The sequence below is a fragment of the Papillibacter cinnamivorans DSM 12816 genome (assembly GCF_900176335.1).
GTDB lineage: Bacteria > Bacillota > Clostridia > Oscillospirales > Oscillospiraceae > Papillibacter > Papillibacter cinnamivorans.
In genome coordinates, this window is sequence record NZ_FWXW01000001.1 from 572619 (window position 1) to 591463 (window position 18845).

Genomic DNA, 18845 nt, shown 5'->3' on the forward strand with positions numbered 1-18845 from the left:
CGCTTGTGTAGTAATATTTTACATAGGATACCCAAAAAAGATAAAGAAACATGTTTGGAGGCTTGTGAATGGGACGTAAGGTGCTTGGTCTGGAGGTAACCCCCAGGACGGTCAAGATCGCCCTGGTGCAGAACGGTTACCATCCGGAGCTTCAAAGCTGCAGCATCTTCAATATCTCGGCGAACATCGGCGGCAATACGCTCTCCGACGACGAAAAGGATTTAAGTACGATAGCCCTTGCCATCAAGGAAACCACGGCGAAAAATAAGCTCCTCTCCCGGGGAGTGGATTCCGTCGCCCTCTGCGTCAACAATCCGCAGACCGTCGTCCGCCCCATTTCTCTGCCCGTTCTTCCCGACGCCGAGCTGAACGCCGCGGTGGAGTTCGAACTCTCCCAGAGCTTTCCCGGCCTGGGCAAGACCCATGTGATTTCCTTCAAGGAGTACAGCCGCAGCAAGGATAAGATTTTCGGGATCGTCTCCTTCTCCCCCCGGAAATCTTTGGAACCCTACCGCAGGCTTCTGGAAATCCTGGAATACAAGCGCTCCTACATAGACGTCATGGCCAATTCCGAGGCCAAGGCTTATGCCTCCTTCGTCGGCCCCGCCAAGAGCGACCGGGTCTGCTTCCTCTGCGATATAGACAGCAGCAGCACCCAGTTTACCATCTTAAAGCGCCGTGAAGTGCTTCACAGCCGCCAGATTACCGAAGGAGTGGGTTCTCTGAAGGAGATCTTCCGCGATACCATGGGTATCAAGGCCTCCGAGTACGAGCAGCTCGCCCTGGAAGATCTTCAGGCCATGGATATCCCTGAGTCCGAGCTGAGCGCCATCTCCCGCGCCGCTTACTCCCCCATCGTGGAGCAGCTCCAGCAGACCATTGAGTTTTACAATCAGGACTCCGGCGGGCTCTTTCCCGTCGCCGAGGTGCTTCTCATCGGAGGCGGAAGTATATTCCCCAAGCTGGACGACTATTTCTCGTCCGCCCTGGGGATCCCCGCCGCCCAGGTCTCCCCCCTGAACAACGTCAGGGCCGACCGGATCACCTTTGTGAGGTCCTTCTCAGCCATCGGCGCCGCCGTCAGGGAGGATTGAGCCATGAAAGATATAAACCTTCTGCAGGGCTTTAAAAGCGAAAAAAAGCAGGACCTGAGCAAAATCCGCCGCCGCCTGGTCACCCTTTTGATCGTCGTCGTGGTGGTTCTTGCCGCCGGCTTCGGCGGGCTGAAGTTCGCCGCCGGCTACTTCGACGGAAAGACGGAGGATTTGAAGGCCGAGGCCGCCAATTACTCAGCGGTTTCCCAGGTCAAGGCCTCCCTCAACCAGAAAAAAGCGGAGATCGCGGGTCTGGAGGATACTTTGAAGACCGCCTCCGGCACCAGCTACGTGGACACCGATTTCTTCTGGACCCTCAGCTCCGTTCTCAATGAAAACACCTTCTTTTCCACCCTTGCCATAGACGAAAACGGGATCGTCAGCATAAATGGAAAATCCGCCACCCGGGACGACATTACATATTTTATGTATAACCTGAAAAAGACCGGCCTCTTCTCCGACGTCTCCGTGAACATGGTGAATACGGAAAAGCAGGAGGAAGCCGGCGGGGCGGACACCTATGACTTCACCATCAACGCGACCCTGAAGGGAGGTGTTGACGGTGAGTAAGATGAAAGTCAGCTATTCCCCGTCGAAAAACGAGTTCATCCTTCTCATGTGCCTGCTCATCGTGGTCATTGCCGCTCTGGCGATCAACTATCTGATTCTTCCGGAATACGCCAATCTCACCGACAGCATGCAGCGGTATGATAACCAGCAGACGCTGGTGGAAAATCTCCGCAATGAATACGCCAAGCTGGATTCCTACAAGGAAGAGGACTCTAAGCTGGCCTCCGATCTGGAGAGCCTGCGCAAGGTCCTTCCCGACTATCTCTCCGAGGAGGAGATTCTCGCCTCTTTGGATGACAATGCCGTCTCCAGCGGTCTGGACGTCCTTGGCATTACCTTCAGCGGGGTTACCACCGATACCCAGGATGCTTTCACGGCGAGCCTGAAGCTCTCTACCGCCGTCTCAGACGGAACAACGACCGGGAGCTCCTCCGGCTCCTCCGGCTATGTCCAGTCCGAGAAGATCAATATCAGCTATACGGGAAGCTATGACAAGCTCATTGCCTTCCTTTCCGCCTTTGAATCCCAGACCCGTCAGGTCTATTTCCGCTCTTCCACCATGTCCCGCACCGAGGATGGGGAGTTGAACGGCTCCCTTACCATGCTGGTCTTCAGCAATATGGACTCGGCCCCCGTAGCGAACGACCCCAATTATCCCGGCTATGATTACGATGCCCCCGCCGCCCCCGGAAAAGCAGATCCCTTCGCCGCCTTTTCGGGCTATGAGGGCGTCACCGCCGGCACATCCGCGACTCTTTCCACGCCGGATTTCTATGTGATTCTAAATACTTACGACGATAATTCCGATAAAATATTGATGGGCAAATATCCTGTTTCCAGCGCCCAGATCACGTCGGACGACAATCAGAACGTCACCGCGACCCTCACTCTGACGAAGTCGGGCTCCAAGTGCAGCTATAAGTACACTCTGGGCTCGGAGTCCTATTCCGGCTCCTTCACCCTCGCGGATACGGACACCGTCATTGACGTCAGCGTCCTCTCCCGGGCCCGGAAGAGCTCCCTGGACAGCGTGGGCCTCACACTGAACGTTCAGAACGGCTCCGGCCTTCCCGTGGTGGTCACCGTCAAAAACGACGACGCCTCCAATCCCCGCTTCCACCTCGGCACCACTTCCGGCAGCGTTCAGGTGGTAAAATAACTCCTCCCCCGCATATCATACCCTGTGATAAATATTATCCGTCTTTTGTCCCTGTACCGTTCCCAACCGCCCCGTAGGGCGGAGGGGCCTTGGGGGGAACTGGTTCCCCCGTTAATCTGGCATCTGCCGAATCCCACCCATATACCCTTAGGGCCTGTGCGCCCCAAGGGCGCACAGGCCCTAAAAGATAGGATTCCCCCTCCCTGGGGAGGGGGTCAGGGGGTAGGGCAAATATAATCAACCCTTCCTTATTCTCTCCGTACAGCAAAGACTTCAATAAAAGAATAACCATACCCTGGGGCGGAGAGGGGTGAGGGAGAACGGGTTTCCCCATTACTCCATCTCTTATAAAAAACCGCCTTATATACCCTGGGGCTGTTGCGCCCGCAGGGCGCAACAGCCCCAAAACAAGATTCCCCCTCCCTGGGGAGGGGCAGGGGTGGGGAATAAACAAATTATCCCTTCCTTATTCCATCGCAAATCAAAGACAGCCATAAACCCATAACGGCGGGAGGTGGCCAAATGCCGAAAAGAAAATTGAACAAAAAAGGCTTTACCCTCATGGAGGTCATGGTGGCCATCGCCATCGTCGCCATTGTTTCCGGCCCCCTTCTTCAGACCTTCATCACCTCCAACCGGGTGGGCCGCCGCAGTTATGACGTCGACAAGGCCAACGCGGCCTCTGTAAAGACCGTGGAAGCCGTCAAGGGCGACCCCACCAGCGTCAGCACTGTGAATTACAGCCACACCAGGACTTTCGATCCCAGCCTCGGAAAATATGTGAACACCTTTTCCAAGACCCAGTATTACGATGTGAACTGGGCGGGGCCTTATGACACCGATCTCGGCGGCACCTGCCCCTTCAGCGCCGTCACCACCGTAACCGGCGTGGAGGGCGACACCGACGACGTGGAGCTTTCCTATATCAACGAGCTCGTTGTCGACTCGGGCGCTCAGAAGGGTTTGAATTACCACATTGTCGCCGAATACAGCCAGATGAGCTCCGGCACTACGTATCCCATCCGGGTCACCACCGACGGCGTAAATTACAAGGTGGAGGCTTCCAACGGTGTACTTTCCTATGCGATTCTCAGCTCCACCAAGGGCGGCGCGACCAATATTTATCAGCAGTTTCCCGTGGAAGACTGTGTGACCACCGGGATTCCCCTCGTGGTGGACGCGGGGGACAGCGGAGGCAAATATATCTCCTTCCTGGTGGATAACCGGACGGGCAAGGATCTGGATCTGTACATCTACGGGGATTTTGCCGAGCCCCATCTGATAACCACGAGCCTGGTTTCCGGCATCATGAACGTACATCATATGAGTGTTTCCAGCGCTTCCCTCAGCTATGACAAGCTGGACGTCAATGTCAGGATCTATCGGGACTCCGACGGCAGCGAAATCACCGATTACACCACCATGATCTATCTGGCCGGTTAGGCCGGGAAAGACCGGGAAGGAGGTGCCCATGAGAAAATACCTAAATAAAAAAGGCTCTGCCTTGGTTCTGGTTATGTCCTCCCTCATCATTCTCATGGCCGTGGGCTCTGTTGTCGTCATGCTCAGCGCTGCCAACATCTCCATGAGCAGGAAATACAGCGACTGGTCCGAGGAGTACTATTGGCTGGATTATGCCGCCCAGAGCCAATTGAGCGATCTGGATAAAAATGTCCTCATATCCGCGGACACCGTGGCGAGGTATTATCTCCAGAACAGCTATTTCAAGTATTCCTCGGTGAGCGAATTCCCCTCCACCGTGGGCATGCCCGCCACCATGCAGGCGACTTTTCTGGGCGCCGATGCGCTCCAGGGGCTCATTAATAATGAGTACAACGCCATTTACGACGCCTATGCCTCCATTCCCGTCCCTAATGAAGATGAGGAAAAAACATACAATGAAAACATGAAGGCCTTTATCAATGATCTCTTTGAGGTGGTCTACTATACCTACTTAAACGGGAACCTTTCCAGCCTTCCCTCCTACAGCGACACGGAGCATGACATCCATGCCGCCACCTCTCTTCAGAACAGCGGCTGGTTCCCGAACCCCGGCAGTACCGCTTATGCCTCCTTTGGCGACTTTTATGATGACATTTCCGGCACGCCCAAACTTGCCATCAAAGCCTTGGAGAATTCGGGAGATAACCGTAAGCAGGTGGACGTTATGATCACCGTCGTCCCTCCCAATTTCTCGGCGGTTCAGGAGACCCGGTATTATGCCGTCAAGGCCAATCCCCTGTACGCAAACGCCCTTTCCGTCCGCGGCAGCATCACCTTCATGGGCAACAGCACTATCCTGGGCGACGTGGTCTCCTGTAACCAGGACTCCTCCGGAAACAGCCTGGGTCTCGGCGAAGGCAACAGCGTGGGGATTAAAACGACCAACAACGTTTCCAAAACCGTGAATATTTACGGGAATGTGTACTCGGCGGGAGATCTGCATATCTGGACAAGCGGCAGCAGCCTGAATGTCCTGCCGTATTCAAGCAAGGATCCTCTTTTTGCCGCGAAGTTAAAGCTGAAAACCGATTACCTCTATTCCTCGGGCAACAGCTATTTCTTTGATTTTTCCGCTCCCGGGAGCGACGCTCAGCTGTATACGGAAGAATATACCGCGACCCACGGCAATCCTTACATACCGTATATTTATAGGGACAGCGCAGGCGGAAACGTATACTGTAACAACCTTGCCATAGAGGAAACCGTGGAGGGCTCGGCGGCAACGCCCATTCTGGGCGCCGCGCTGTCCGTTTCCGGCGATCTCTGGACCCAGGACGATATTCAGAACGACGGCAGGTCCTCCTCCATCTCGGTGGGAGGAAACTATATCGGCATGCGGTCCGACGCCAACGAGGAAAACAAAGACCCCAACGGCAGCTCCGCCGTCATCAATAACGGCTATATGTACGGCAGTACCATCGCCATCGGAGGCAGTTACGTAATTCCGGGCACCGCGTGGTACGAATTTACCGGCGACTATTATCAGACGGCGGAAAGCGCCACGGCCCGGGCCGGCGAATACTTCGGCATCTACGAAAAGCAGCCCGTCGATATCGGGGATTCCTCCAAGATTTTCGGCGACTATCAGGACGGCACCGACCAGTATAGCATGTATGAACACCAATCCGGCCATACTCTTTCCAGTGACATCCTCGCCGACCGCGTCTCCCGCTTCAGGGCGGCCATGGCGGCCCTTGCGGGCCTAGGAAGCGGGATCTCCGTGAATGGGAGCGCCGCCAGCTATACTCTCGGTATTGTCAACGACGACGGGACCGTAGTGTATGACCAGTATTCCAACAACCTGATCCCCTACAAGGCGGTCAGCGGTGATGGAGGAATTCTGGATGATGTTTTCACCTCCAAGACCGAGGATTTCGGCACCAACGGCTTCGCCTTTTCCGATCTGATTGACGCTTCCACCGGTATGGACGACTCCGTCCATGGGTTTTATTACTACTCCGGCAATGCCACCGTGGATGTGACCAGCATCACAGCCGGGATCATTTACTGCGGCGGGAATCTGAATCTTACGGGCAACGGGACCTTCACAGGCACCGTGATCTGCGCCGGCAACCTCACCGTCAGAAACAATACGAAAGTTACCTATGACGAGTCGGTGATTCGGGCGGTTCTGGGCTTTACCGACAGCTACACCCTGGAAAAATCCGAAAGCGGATCCTATCTGGGAAGCAGCGTCGCCCGCCGCTTCTTTTCCCCCGGCAGCTTCGTCGCCAACACCACCCTGGGCATTGAACAGACCACCATGATTTCCACCAGCGCCGGTGAACGGGACAGCGACAGTATTCAGCGCTACATCGTCAACAGCTGGAAAGAGTCCAAGGCCAGCTAGGAAACATACGGCTTACCATGGGTTTTGAAAAGAGGTATTGAAATGAAAAACAAATTGAGAAAGGCACTCTCCGGCATTCTAGCATGTATATTTGCATGTATGCTCATCCCCATGAGCGCTGCCGCGCTGCCCGCAGGCCTTGAATACGATGATGATGGCAAGCTGGTTACCGGCGATACGACCATCCGCGCAGCGGACAGCCTTTCCGACGGCGAGGTGTACACCTATACCACGGTAACGGGCAATCCCCTGCCCTCAACCGATTTCACAGTGGGTCTCTCCGCCATCGGCCAAAAATATCGGGTGACCACGACCACCACTGTCCCAACGGTTACCGTCCTCGTCGTCGACGTTTCCGGCAGTATGGATTGGGACATTGAGAATCACAATGGCGATCTATATGACGAAAAATCGAGGATGGATTCCCTGAAAGAGGCCGCCGCTACCTTTGTCGATACCGTAGTCCCCGGTACCGGCGGCACAAACTATGTCGCCGTCGTCACCTACTCCACCTATGCCTATAAAACCTTGGAATTTACCAACAGCAACTCCACTTTAAAAAGCACGATCAACGGCTTGAATGCCGACGGAGGAACCAACACCCACGGCGGACTAATCGCGGCCTATAAAATGATCAATAACCCCACCAGCTATGGTCTCACCGCCGCTCAGGTCCAGAATGCGGCCTATTCCGTCGTATTCATGAGCGACGGCGAACCGACATACTACTACTATCTTTCCGGGTCTCCCAGCCTCAGCATCAACTCCTCTACGGTGTACGGAAACCTGGGTTTCAACTCTTCGGCGCGTTTGTCCACAGGAACTTACACCTCTTACTCCCTTAATGTCGCCGGCCCCGGCAGCAGTTCAAACAGCGATACGCTGAATAACGCCCAGTCTGCGGCCAATATCATAAAAACAACTGGAGTGAAGCCCACCGTATACAGCGTATACATCAAAAACGAAAGCTATACCTCCGCCCGCTCCACCATGGAAGCCATCGCGACCTCCGTTGATACGACGTACACTCCCGAAAATTCCACTTCGCTTACCGCGGCCTTTGCGAAAATCGCGACTTCCATCCGGGATACGGCGTATACTCCCATAGAGGAAGTGGATCTGTCAAGCCCCGTTTCCTTCGTGACCATGTCTTACCAGATGGGAGCCGGTTATATTCTTCCGGATTCCACCATGACCGTGAGCCTGGGCGGCAATTCCTATACGATGACGCAGCACGGAACGAGTTATACTTATGATGTATCCTCCTCCGATGCCAACTATAATGCCAAGCTTGCCAAACTGGTACTTACAGTGGAGGACGGCATCATCACCTGGCAGATCCCGGCCTCTGTATTGCCGTGCAATTCGCCGGAACCTGTCGGTACTGAAACCCAAACCTTTGCCACCCCGATAACGCTATATTTTACCATACGCTTTAATGAAAGCGCAGCCGGGCTGGCCGCCGGTACCTATCCCACCAGCAGCTCCATAACGGCCAGCTTCTATCCCACCACCGCAAATCCTTTCTACTATACCGCCGGCACGACAGGAACCGCCCAATCTCTTGCGGTGAACAGTACGAGCACGCATAATGTAACCACCTACTACACGGCTGCTTATCCCTATCCCGGTAGTAGCAGCTACAGTAATAGTAATACACCCACTCTTACCGGTTTTGGTACCGGAGAATCCGCAAGTTCCATAACATATATATCCAATCCCTCCAATATACAGGTAACTGCGTACAATGATAAAAACAATGCCTCCAACGATACCATGTCTCTAACCTATAATAACAGTTCGGTTTCCTTCGGCACCGGGTCCATATCGTTTAAAACGGCCACCGCCAGTTTCAGCACAACGAACAAGGCGGACGCCAACGCCTATACGGTAACCAAATTCACCGACGACGGTACGCACTATTTTTCAGACGCGGAAGTTTCCGCTGTGAGCGGCAATAATATTACCATTACATATGGTAAAACAGGTGACGGACCCAGAAGCGTTACATTTACCGGTGTTTCTTTTACGACTACTACCGCATATGAAACCAGTACCATTACGGCGAAATTTAAGGGATATTATGGCAGCGATTATTGGCTTGACTCAATGTCTTTAGTAGAACTTAATGGGGTTTCCGTTTCGCCAGAACAAACAGTCAGTTCCAGCAATTACGATCTGGATAATTATTCAAACGGATACGACTATTTTGATATTGATTTACAGGTCGGCGGAAAATGGTATTCATTTAACGATGTACAACTCTATTATCGTAACACTACTTCTACATCAGATCTCGTTACCGGCACTAACCAGACAGCAACCGGAACCGCTTATGTGGCAACCGACAAAACACAAAGTTACTACGTTGCTACCACCTCTACCAGTAGTACCGTCACGGAAAATATCGAAAACTACCGCTTCCTCTACGACAATGCTGTCACCCCCTCTTATCTGACCGTGCAGGTCAAGTCCGGCGGAGCGTGGACCAACGAAGGCTCCTATACGGCGGGCACCAGCACCTCTATCGTTCCCAACAGCCAGGGTGGCTACACAGTGAGAACGATCAGCGGCAGTACGGTGACAACCACAGCCTATACCGTCAGCGATAACACGCTCTATAAGCAGGTCTCCACCTCCGGCGGGCGCAACGGCGTAAGCCTGACGACGGGGATCGTCACCCATACTCTCAGTGTGAACGGCGCCATGGTTCTGCATGAATCTTTATCCGCCGAGGAGTGCATTCCCTCCGCCACCCTGAAATCCCCGACGGGAACGAATCTCGCCACCGCTAACTCATCGGGAGTGGCGGACCTGGTGCTGAGGCTGACGGTATCCGGCGAAGCGGTCGGAATTTCAAATGTGGCGGTCACTCTGGGCTACTCCGCCTCCACAGCTCCCGATACCTTCACCTATACGCTGACCGCCGCAAAAAATTCTGCGGGGACCTCCATCCTGGAGGGCGGAAATCTTCCCGCAACTCTGGCCACCGGCACCTATTATCTGACCTACAGAACGACCGCTTCCTATTCGGATCCCCAGTCTAAACCCGAATTCTATACCGTCGGTCTGCAAAGCGTTTCCTTTACCCTTCCTTCCGGAACGGCCCGGGAACTGATCGCTGCGACGGATACCACTCCGGATGCCGACCAGCAGGTCAAAGTGGTGCTGATCACCGCGGCCGGGCATTAATCGCGCATCGGTCCCTTCTTGCTTACAAACACACCTGCCGCGAAAGCGGCAGGTGTGTTTCTTTTTCAGCTGCTGCACCCTTTTTGCAGATGGCGAAATCATTTTTCGAATTTCGGACTGCAATTCGTCCACAATCCGCAAATAAAATTCCTGAGTTTTGGGAAATTAGTTTTCCTTGAGGTATGTTTTTATTCATTTCATCAGAAATGCGGTTTTCCGCGCCCGTGTCGAAAAGCATGGTTTTTCCATGACCTGTGTCACTTGCCGCTTGCGCGGCAGGTGGCTTTGTTGTATATTAGTTTTATATTTCGCCGTGGAAGCGAGGTGAGACCCTTTGCCCTGTTCGTACTGGACCGTGATGGTGCCCATCTTCGGGCTCTTCGTGGGAAGCTTTGCAAACGTCCTGATCTGCCGTATCCCCAAAGGAGAGGAGTGGGTCCGCACGCCCTCCCACTGCATGACCTGCGGGCACCGCCTGGCTTGGTTTGAACTGATTCCTGTCGTTTCCTGGCTCCTTCAGGGCGGGAAGTGCCGCGCCTGTAAGAGTCCTGTTTCCCTCCGGTATCCCGCCATCGAACTGATAAACGCCCTGCTTTGGCTGATCTGCGTGTTGGTCTTCGGCGTTTCCGCTTTTCTTCCCGTTTCCCTTGCCGCGTCCACCTGTCTTTTGGTCCTCTCCGTCATCGATTGGGAAACCCGCGAGATCCCGGATGGAATTCAACTATTTCTCCTTGCGGTGGGACTTGTCTGGAACGGATACGCCCTCTGGGCCGGGCTTGACATCTGGCTGTCAAACCTCATCGGTTTTTTTGCCGTTTCGGTTCCCCTGCTGATCATCGCCGTCGCTACGAAGGGCGGAATGGGCGGCGGGGATATCAAGCTCACCGCCGTATGCGGTCTGATCCTGGGCTGGCAGCGCAGTCTTTTGTCTTTGGCCCTGGCCGCCATATTGGGAACGATCGTCATGCTGCCCCGCCATATTGCGGAAAAGCGCGACCGAAACAGCGAAATTCCCTTCGGTCCCTTCCTTGCATCAGGGATATTTCTATCCATGTGTTTCGGTGAGGTTTTTCTCAAGTGGTATCTTTCTTTCTTTTAATCTAAGCAAGCCTCAGCTTCAATCTCCTTCGCCTCGGTATCGGGAAGTTTGGCTCCGATGAAATACAAATGACATCTCTCCCCGTCCCAGACCGCTCTCCGGACCAGTGTCCTGAGGGCGTTTTTTTGCTCCTCAATCTCCGCGCGGCTTAAAATCGTTTCCGGCAGTAGAAGCGCCTCAAGCGACGCTTCCAGCTCCGCTGGGGAAAAAATCCTGTTCCCTTCCTCTTTTTCCAGACAGCCGATGGCCTGCTCAAGGGCCTGGTTTTCCTCGTGCAGACGCCCGATCGCCTCCGTGAGATACCCTTTCGCCGGTGTTTCTCCCGCCCTGCCCAGCACCGACACCAGCGACTGGATTTCCCGCCTGTTGGATTTCAGGTTCCGGCGCAGCAATGCCTGCCTGGTCTCCGCTTCGGCGTCGCTCAGTCTTTCCCTGCAGGCGTCCAGGCTCTCCGACAGGGTTTTTGGCTCCGCCGGGACATAAAACAGGGTTCGGAGCACCTCCGCATCCAGCCGGTCTCCCGGGGGATTTTTTATTTTGCAGATCTCTCCCCTGCTCTTTTCCTTCATGGTGCACAGATAATGAAAACCCCCGCCAGTGTTTTTTCCCTTGCCGTCCGTCTTGGGACGAAGGCAGCTGCCGCAGAGGCCGCAGTAAAGAAGCCCGGACAGGACGGCCCTGTGGTTTTTGGGCCTCCGGTAAGCCTTTTCCTGCCCTCTTCCCAGCATTTCCTGTACGGAAATCCATTCTTCCCCGGATACGATCCCCCGGTGCCCCCCCGCCGCGATGATCCATTCCTTCATGTCCCGGGCGCGGTTGGCCTTTCCCGGCCTCTGGAGAGTTTTATTATACGCCATGACGCCGCGCTTTCCGTCAAAATCCTTCGGTTCCCCGCATACTTCGGCGCCCTGTCCCGAGAAAAATTCCCGCGACGCGTTGTCCGCAATCATATACACCGGGTTTTCCAGAATCTTTCGGATGGTAAACCGGGTATAACGCTTCCCGTTTTTTGTCCGGACCCCGTCCCCAAGCAGCCGCGTCTCCACCCGGGTCAGGGAACCGGTCCTCCGGTACTCTTCAAATATCAGGCGGACCCGCTCCGCCTCCTCGGGAACGGTTCTGAGCCGGCAGCTCTTTTTCTTTCCGCCTCCCGAGGATACCCGCTCCTCAGTTTCCGACGCGTATCCCGTAGGCGTGACGCCCCCCAGCCACCGTCCGCTCTTTGCAAGCTCCAGCATGTTGTCCCGGATTCGCTCGGCGATGGTCTCCCGCTCCAGCTGGGAAAAAACAGAGGCGATGTACATCATTGCCCTGCCCAGAGGAGACTGCGTGTCAAACTGCTCCCGGATGGACACAAAGGCGACCCCCAGCCGGTTGAGCTCCTCGATAAGCCTTGCAAAATCTCCGATATTGCGGCTGATCCGATCCAGCCGATAACACACGATCACGGAAAACCTGCCTTTTTCGGCGTCCTGCATCATAATCCGAAACCGGGGCCGGTTGATATTTCCTCCGGAAAACCCCTCGTCCTCATAAAGGGAAATCGCCTCTTCCCCCGCCCCGGGATACTGGGAAAAAATATACTCCCGGCAAAGCTCCGCCTGGTTTTCGATGCTCTCCCCCCTCCCGGTGATCCGGGACTTCCGGGAATAAATCGCAAAGCGGAGATCCCGCTCCTCCCTGTTTCTCATCCTGCTTCCTCCTCGCGCATCTGTTCCCTACAGCATAATCTGGGAAAAAAACAGTATGACAGGAATTTGATTCTTATATGGATTTCGGCATTCCGTCGGCACTGCGGGCATATAGTGTACCGTCGCGAAGCGGGAGGGGATACGAAAATGCAAATCGTCGTGCATCGCCCCGAAAAGCCGGAGGAAATGCGGGAGCTTCAAGCCCGGGCCGCTGCGGTATATGCCCGTCTGGTTTTCCTGTACCTGGAGCGCCTTCCCTGCCCCTTGGAACAAAAGCTTCTTCTCCTGGATCGCCTGGAGTACGCGCTGAAGGAAAAAAAGCAAAATCAGACGGAACCGGCAGACGAAGATTGATCGTCTGCCGGTTCCGCATTCAGCGTGTATTTTCGTTTATTCCTGGATCCCCGGGATTTTCGGCAGCGAGTCGAAGCCGATCTGCAGCTCCGCGTCCGAGGGGATGTGGTCGCTCATGGTCTTCTCCAGGTAAGAGCTGTATGCCATCATGTCGAAGTAACCCGTGCCCGTTAGGCCGAAGAGGATGGTCTTGGCTTCTCCGCTTTCCTTGCATTTAAGCGCTTCCTGAATGGCCGTGTAGATGGCGTGAGCGGACTCCGGCGCCGGCAGGATGGTTTCCACCCGGGCAAACCGCACCGCCTGCTCGAAGACACGGGTTTGCTCCGCGCTGACAGCTTCCATATATCCGTCGTGATACAGTTTGGAGAGAATCGGGCTCATCCCGTGATACCGGAGGCCTCCCGCGTGGTTCGGAGAGGGGATGAAGCCGCTCCCCAGGGTGTACATCTTTGCCATGGGCGTTATCTTTCCCGTGTCGCAGAAGTCGTAGGCGTATTTTCCCCGGGTGAGGCTGGGGCAGGAGGCCGGTTCCACCGCGACGATCCTGGGATTGCCCTTCCCCGTCAGTTTATCCTGGATATAGGGAGCCATAAGGCCGCCCAGGTTGGAGCCTCCGCCCGCGCAGCCGATCACCACATCCGGATACTCGCCCAGCTGGTCCATGGCGGCTTTGGTCTCCAGGCCGATGATGGACTGGTGCAGCAGCACCTGGTTGAGGACCGAGCCCAGCACATACCGATACCCCTCGGTGGTAACTGCCCGTTCCACCGCTTCCGAGATGGCGCAGCCCAGACTTCCTCCCGTATTGGGGTTTTCGGAGAGGATTTTCCTGCCCACGGCGGTGGTGTCGCTGGGGCTGGCGATCACGTTGGCCCCAAAGGTCTCCATTACGGCTTTGCGGAAGGGCTTTTGCTGGTAGGATACCTTCACCATGAACACCGTCAGGGGAAGGCCGAAGTAGGAACAGGCCTCCGCCAGGGCGGTCCCCCACTGTCCGGCGCCCGTCTCCGTGGTAAGCCCTTTAAGCCCCTGCTCCTTGGCGTAATATGCCTGAGCCACCGCAGAATTAAGCTTATGGCTGCCCGAAGTGTTGTTTCCCTCGAACTTGTAATAGATCTTTGCGGGGGTCCCCAGCTCCCGCTCCAGGTTGTATGCACGGATCAGGGGAGAGGGCCGGTAAACTTTATAGATGTCCAGAATCTCCTCCGGAATGTCCACGTACCGGGTTGCGGCGTCCATCTCCTGATGGGCCAGCTTTTCACAGAACACCGGATAGAGATCTTCCTCCGCCGCCGGTTTCATGGTGGCGGGATTGATGAGGGGGTCGGGCTGCTCCTTCATGTCCGCCCGGATATTGTACCACTGCCGGGGGATCTGCTCTTCGGTCAAATACAGTCTGTGCGGAATCTTGCTCATAGGTTGGTTCCCCTTTCTCCCATAAAAATAAAGTATTTAAAGCGGATCCCCGCGGATTGACCCAAGACAGCGAAAAAAGCTCCTGTCCAGCATTTTTGCTTGGACAGAAGCCATTGCTTCTGCGGTACCACCCAGCTTGGAGTATAACTCCCTCTCGCTCTGCGCACCGATATGCGCACTCCCTTGGTAACGGGCGGAGCTCCCGTCAGGCACTACTCGGTCTTCCCTTTCGTCCTGCCCTCATAAGTCCATTCAATCGGGCCTATCCTGCCGCAGTTTCACCCCCTGCGGCTCTCTGAAAGGCTTTGAACCCAATCTACTATTCTTATTCAGCGGTTTGTGAATTTTAACTTATTATATGCGGAGGGGCGGCAGGATGTCAAGTACTCTTTTGTATAATAATGGCGGCCGATTTTAATTTCATATCTCTGTTTCGCCCACAAATATCAATAGCTTTGCAAAAATCATACCATATCAAAGAAATATATTCCATATTATTGCAAATATATTTTACAAAAATGCACCGTTGTTTTTATCTATGTATACGAATTAGAAAATCCTCCCTTTTTCCTATTGACAAGCCATGTTATAAGTATATTATAAATTTATAATATACTTATTGAAAGGGGAATTTACTATGATCGTACGCAAACTGAATGATGTCCAGGAATTTCCCGTTACCCAATTGGTTTACAAGGGCCAAAGCCTTTCTATGGAAGGAGTGGGAATTCGGTGGCTGACTCACAAGGGAATCGGGGAGGCGAATTACAAACACAATTTTGCCATCCGGTATTTTACGATTCAGCCGCATTGCATTATTCCGTCTCACGATCACGAATATGTGGAAGGAGTCTTTATCCTCAAGGGAAAAATTCGAGCAATATCGGGTGAGGAAGAAACCGTACTGGAACCGAACGATCTACTCTACGTGCCCTCCTGGGAGGCTCATTATCTGGAGAACATTGGGGAGGAAGAGGCGGCGTTCATCTGCTGCATCGACTGCCTTGGAGACAAAGGCAACTGCATGCCGGGTGTAAAAACCAATAAATGCTGAATGAGACCGGCCTTTGTCGGCAGGCCCGCAAAAGAATCGATCGGTTCAGTCTCTGCCGTGCATAGTGCGGACGGGAGATAGACTGCATACAAAATCTGCGGTATGAATGACCATTGCCTGACATCTGCTCGGCGGTTAGCCATTCGGAAACTCTAAATCTCTGCAGGAGTGCTGCGCAAAGGATGTATACGCTCTGTCTCCCCTCCCCCGCTGCGGATAAAACAATACCGGAATAAGCCGAAGGGAAGTGCACGGATGAGTAAACTGATTGTCATCGGAGGCGTGGCCGCAGGGCCGAAAGCGGCGCTAAAGGCAAAGCGCGAGAGACCCGACTGGGATGTTACTCTAATCACAAATGAGCCGGACATAACCTATTCCGGCTGCAGTCTCCCGTATTATATCGGTGGTGTTTTGGAAAACCGGGACGCGCTGATCGTAAAAACTCCCGATCGGCTTCGGGACGCGTTTGGTATAGAGGTCCTGACAGAACACGAGGTTGAAAAAGTCGACTTCAACAGGCGGGAAGTTCTGGTAAAAAACCTGAAAAGCGGAGATTTGTTCCTATTTTCATATGATCAGCTCGTCATAGCCAGCGGCGCTTCCCCGGTCCTTCCCTCTCTTCTTCGCTCTGATGCAGAGAATTTTTTTACTCTTCGCACGATTCACGATGGGGCCAAAATTAAAAGTTATATTGAAGCCAACGCGATTCGGAAGGTCGGCATCATAGGAGGTTCTTTCATCGGGCTTGAGCTTGCGGAAAATATCGCCAGGCTTGGAATCAGCGTTTCTCTCATCGAATTCGCACCTCAGCTTTTACCGTCCTTCGATACGGATATAGCCCGGGTGGTTAACAACATTGTCGCGGAAAACGCAGTCAGCACATTTGTCGGGGAAAGCGCAAAAGGATACCGGTATTCGGCCGATCGTAAAAGAATCGTTCAAATTGAAACGGACAAAAGAGTGCTGGATGCGGACCTGGTCGTCGTTTCCGTGGGCGTTGCTCCGAATACGGGTTTTCTTAAAGGAAGCGAAGCCGCCCTGTCCCCCAACGGTGCTATCAAGGTCGATCCGTTTCTGCAGACTACCGTTCCGGGGGTTTACGCGGCGGGTGACTGTGCGGAGAACCTGAATCGGATTACTGGAGAAGCTTGTTGGTATCCAATGGGTTCCACCGCCAATAAGGCCGGAAGAATCTGCGGTGAAAATCTCGCGGCGCTTCGGGAGCCCGCCTCCTTCCCCGGTGTCCTTGGAACTATGATTCTAAAACTCTTTGGGGTGGGGATCGGTAAAACCGGCCTGACGGAAAAAGACGCTGCCGCCGCCGGAATTGAATACGATTCGGTGATCATAGGCACCGAAGATAAGCCCAAGCATTTTCCAGGCGTGCAGAATAGTACGCTCAAACTTCTTTCGGAAAAGGCGACCGGCAGGATTCTCGGAGCCCAGGCCCTGGGAAAGGGACCCATCGACAAATATCTGGACACGGTGGCCGCCGCCCTCCATCTGCGCGGTACCGTGGAGGATCTTCAGTGCCTGGATTTATGCTACAGTCCCCTGTTCTCCACCCCTATTTCTGCGATCAATCTGGCGGCAAATGTGCTGGACAATTATCGCCGCGGACGGTATGAAAAGATTTCGTCCGAACAGTTGAAAGGCATCCTGCAGGCTCCGGATACGGCACTGGTGGATGTGCGGGAAGAGGATGAATTCGCCCTGGAACATATCCCCGGATCCATAAACTTGAGCTTTGCCCATCTTCGCTCCCAGCATAAACAAATTCCCAAAGAGTGCAGCATCATCCTGATCTGCGAATCGGGCAAGCGTGCTTATATGGCCTACCGTTATCTAAAGAATCTGCGGTATGAAGACATCAAAGTGCTCGACGGTGGTCTGCAGGCCTATCCTTTTCGAAAGGCTTCTTTATTCTGAAAACAGGATACCGGAACAATTTCTTATGTTTTCGGTAAATCTGTGGGGGCAAAGGAAGGAGGGAGGTCGGAATTCATAATAAACGGGAACAAGAAAATGAGAAACTTGGCAATCTCCTGCGGCTTGCGGCATGCTTAAGACGCCGCAAGGCTCTTCCCGCAGCTTAGCGAAAGCTGCTCGCATTGCTTAGGTGGATGAAATTCAGTTTTGGTAAAGAGGGTGTAAAATAATGAATACGCGCTACTTGTGGTGGTGGTCTTTCTGGATCGGATTGGTCAGCGGTTTATTCTGCTGCATATATGCATTGTTTCCCATCATCCAGCAGAATATCATCTGGATGTCTTTTGTCGCCCTGCCGATTTTCTTTGGTACCTCGGGCGCTGCGCTGAAGGAATTCCCCAGCTATGTTCTCTGTATCATCTGCGGCGTGCTTTGGGCAGTTCTTATGCTCTTTTGCATGGGCAAGCTTGCCTTGCTCGGAATCAGCGGGCCTCTGCAGATGCTGATTGTGGTCGGTTTTCTGACCTTCATCTGTGTGGGGCTGCATATGGTTACACTGGGCAATACTCTCCTGAACAAAGTGCCCATGATTTTCGGCGGACTGGCGATGACTTTTGCGATGAGCGGGTTGAAAGGCCTTGCGTTCAATAATCTGTTCAATCTTTTCATTACGATGGTCGGCGGGCTGCTCATGGGGATTGCCATTTCAAGCGGTGGAAAGCTTATGCAGAAAATGAAATACTTTTCCAATGAAACACCGGCATCTGAAGCCGAGCAGGTCGAGGCCGGAAAATAGCGGAATATTTATTTTTTGTGTCGTATTTTAGCTTATTATAATAATCTTAATTAGGAGGTAAAAACAATGAGCGGATACGGAATGCCGGAAGTCAAAACCAAGCAGAGGCCCGTGCTGCCGGACTGGAAGCCCTACCCCTATACGGTGCTCCCCATCCCGGTAATGAAATCGGAGGGAATTACAAAGGGGATCTTCACCTACCTTCTGTACTACGATCAGACCATGACGATTTACGGGGGCTGCTTCCTTATCCAAGGAGTGACAGGGCACAACATCCTCGTGGACACGGGGCCCACCGTGGAGGACTTCAAAGCCCACGGCTACCCCTGCGAAGGGATCAAGCCCATGCCCGAGGCCCTTAAGGAAGCCACGGGGCTTACAACCGACGACATCGACACGGTGATTTTCACCCAGCTGCATCACGACCACTGCCCTCTGGCCCAGATGTTCAGGCACGCCAAGCTGATCGTCCAGAAGGACGAGTGGAACGGAGTACATAACGCCCCGGCCTGCTATAAGTTTCTCTACAATCCGGAGTATCTGGAAGGACTGAACCCCGCCTTTGTGGACGGGGACGTGTTCGACATCTTCCCGGGTATTCACCTGCTCTACACCCCCGGGCATACCCCGGGTGGGCA

15 protein-coding genes and 1 other annotated feature are annotated in these 18845 nt (G+C 53.9%); of the genes, 12 read left to right on the forward strand and 3 right to left on the reverse strand.

The features are described from left to right. Positions 1–68: 68 nt before the first annotated feature. The 6 genes from pilM (at position 69) to B9A13_RS02860 (ending at position 9868) form a co-directional block, all read left to right on the forward strand. The gene (gene pilM, locus B9A13_RS02830) at positions 69–1094 is read left to right on the forward strand and encodes a pilus assembly protein PilM (RefSeq protein ID WP_084233498.1); all 1026 of its coding nucleotides are present in this window, start codon (positions 69–71) and stop codon (positions 1092–1094) included. Between the two features lie 3 nt (positions 1095–1097). After that, positions 1098–1664 (forward strand): PilN domain-containing protein, encoded by a 567-nt coding sequence (locus tag B9A13_RS02835; protein ID WP_084233499.1) that lies wholly within the window; start codon positions 1098–1100, stop codon positions 1662–1664. Continuing rightward, on the forward strand, positions 1657–2823 hold the full coding sequence (locus B9A13_RS02840) for a hypothetical protein (RefSeq protein WP_143806852.1): 1167 nt from the start codon (positions 1657–1659) through the stop codon (positions 2821–2823). Before B9A13_RS02835 ends, B9A13_RS02840 begins: the two co-directional genes overlap by 8 nt. A 522-nt stretch (positions 2824–3345) precedes the next feature. Next, positions 3346–4266: a pilus assembly FimT family protein gene (locus B9A13_RS02850; protein WP_084233502.1), complete on the forward strand. Its 921-nt coding sequence runs from the start codon at positions 3346–3348 to the stop codon at positions 4264–4266. Between the two features lie 28 nt (positions 4267–4294). Then, a complete protein-coding gene (locus B9A13_RS02855) occupies positions 4295–6676 on the forward strand; it encodes a DUF2572 family protein (RefSeq protein ID WP_084233503.1) in 2382 nt (793 codons plus the stop codon). A 42-nt stretch (positions 6677–6718) separates the two neighbouring features. Further along, the gene (locus B9A13_RS02860) at positions 6719–9868 is read left to right on the forward strand and encodes a vWA domain-containing protein (RefSeq protein WP_084233504.1); all 3150 of its coding nucleotides are present in this window, start codon (positions 6719–6721) and stop codon (positions 9866–9868) included. 22 nt (positions 9869–9890) lie between these two features. Here the strand turns inward: B9A13_RS02860 and B9A13_RS13845 are convergent, their stop codons facing one another. Further along, on the reverse strand, positions 9891–10106 hold the full coding sequence (locus B9A13_RS13845) for a hypothetical protein (protein ID WP_143806853.1): 216 nt from the start codon (positions 10104–10106) through the stop codon (positions 9891–9893). A gap of 96 nt (positions 10107–10202) precedes the next feature. Here B9A13_RS13845 and B9A13_RS02865 point away from each other — a divergent pair, with 96 nt between their 5' ends. Then, on the forward strand, positions 10203–10967 hold the full coding sequence (locus B9A13_RS02865) for a prepilin peptidase (RefSeq protein WP_084233505.1): 765 nt from the start codon (positions 10203–10205) through the stop codon (positions 10965–10967). Here B9A13_RS02865 and B9A13_RS02870 read toward each other — a convergent pair. Beyond that, positions 10964–12658 carry a recombinase family protein gene (locus B9A13_RS02870; protein ID WP_084233506.1) on the reverse strand — a complete coding sequence of 565 codons (1695 nt, stop codon included), beginning with the start codon at positions 12656–12658 and terminating at the stop codon, positions 10964–10966. The two genes, B9A13_RS02865 and B9A13_RS02870, sit on opposite strands and share 4 nt — an antisense overlap. Before the next feature lie 147 nt (positions 12659–12805). Here B9A13_RS02870 and B9A13_RS02875 point away from each other — a divergent pair, with 147 nt between their 5' ends. Next, complete coding sequence (locus tag B9A13_RS02875) at positions 12806–13012, forward strand: hypothetical protein (RefSeq protein ID WP_084233507.1); 207 nt, start codon at positions 12806–12808, stop codon at positions 13010–13012. 36 nt (positions 13013–13048) lie between these two features. Here B9A13_RS02875 and B9A13_RS02880 read toward each other — a convergent pair whose 3' ends face one another. Continuing rightward, on the reverse strand, positions 13049–14428 hold the full coding sequence (locus tag B9A13_RS02880) for a TrpB-like pyridoxal phosphate-dependent enzyme (protein WP_084233508.1): 1380 nt from the start codon (positions 14426–14428) through the stop codon (positions 13049–13051). A gap of 96 nt (positions 14429–14524) precedes the next feature. Further along, positions 14525–14770: a binding site (T-box leader), on the reverse strand. A gap of 295 nt (positions 14771–15065) precedes the next feature. On the opposite strand from B9A13_RS02880, the gene B9A13_RS02885 reads away from it, so the two are divergent. The 4 genes from B9A13_RS02885 to B9A13_RS02900 form a co-directional block, all read left to right on the forward strand. Further along, entirely contained in the window at positions 15066–15482 is a 417-nt protein-coding gene (locus tag B9A13_RS02885) for a cupin domain-containing protein (RefSeq protein WP_084233509.1), read from the forward strand. A gap of 255 nt (positions 15483–15737) precedes the next feature. After that, a complete protein-coding gene (locus B9A13_RS02890; protein ID WP_084233510.1) occupies positions 15738–17411 on the forward strand; it encodes an FAD-dependent oxidoreductase in 1674 nt (557 codons plus the stop codon). A 229-nt stretch (positions 17412–17640) separates the two neighbouring features. Next, a complete protein-coding gene (locus B9A13_RS02895) occupies positions 17641–18207 on the forward strand; it encodes a DUF1097 domain-containing protein (protein WP_084233511.1) in 567 nt (188 codons plus the stop codon). A 66-nt stretch (positions 18208–18273) separates the two neighbouring features. Then, positions 18274–18845: MBL fold metallo-hydrolase (locus B9A13_RS02900; protein WP_143806854.1), on the forward strand; the 572-nt coding region annotated here is incomplete at its 3' end.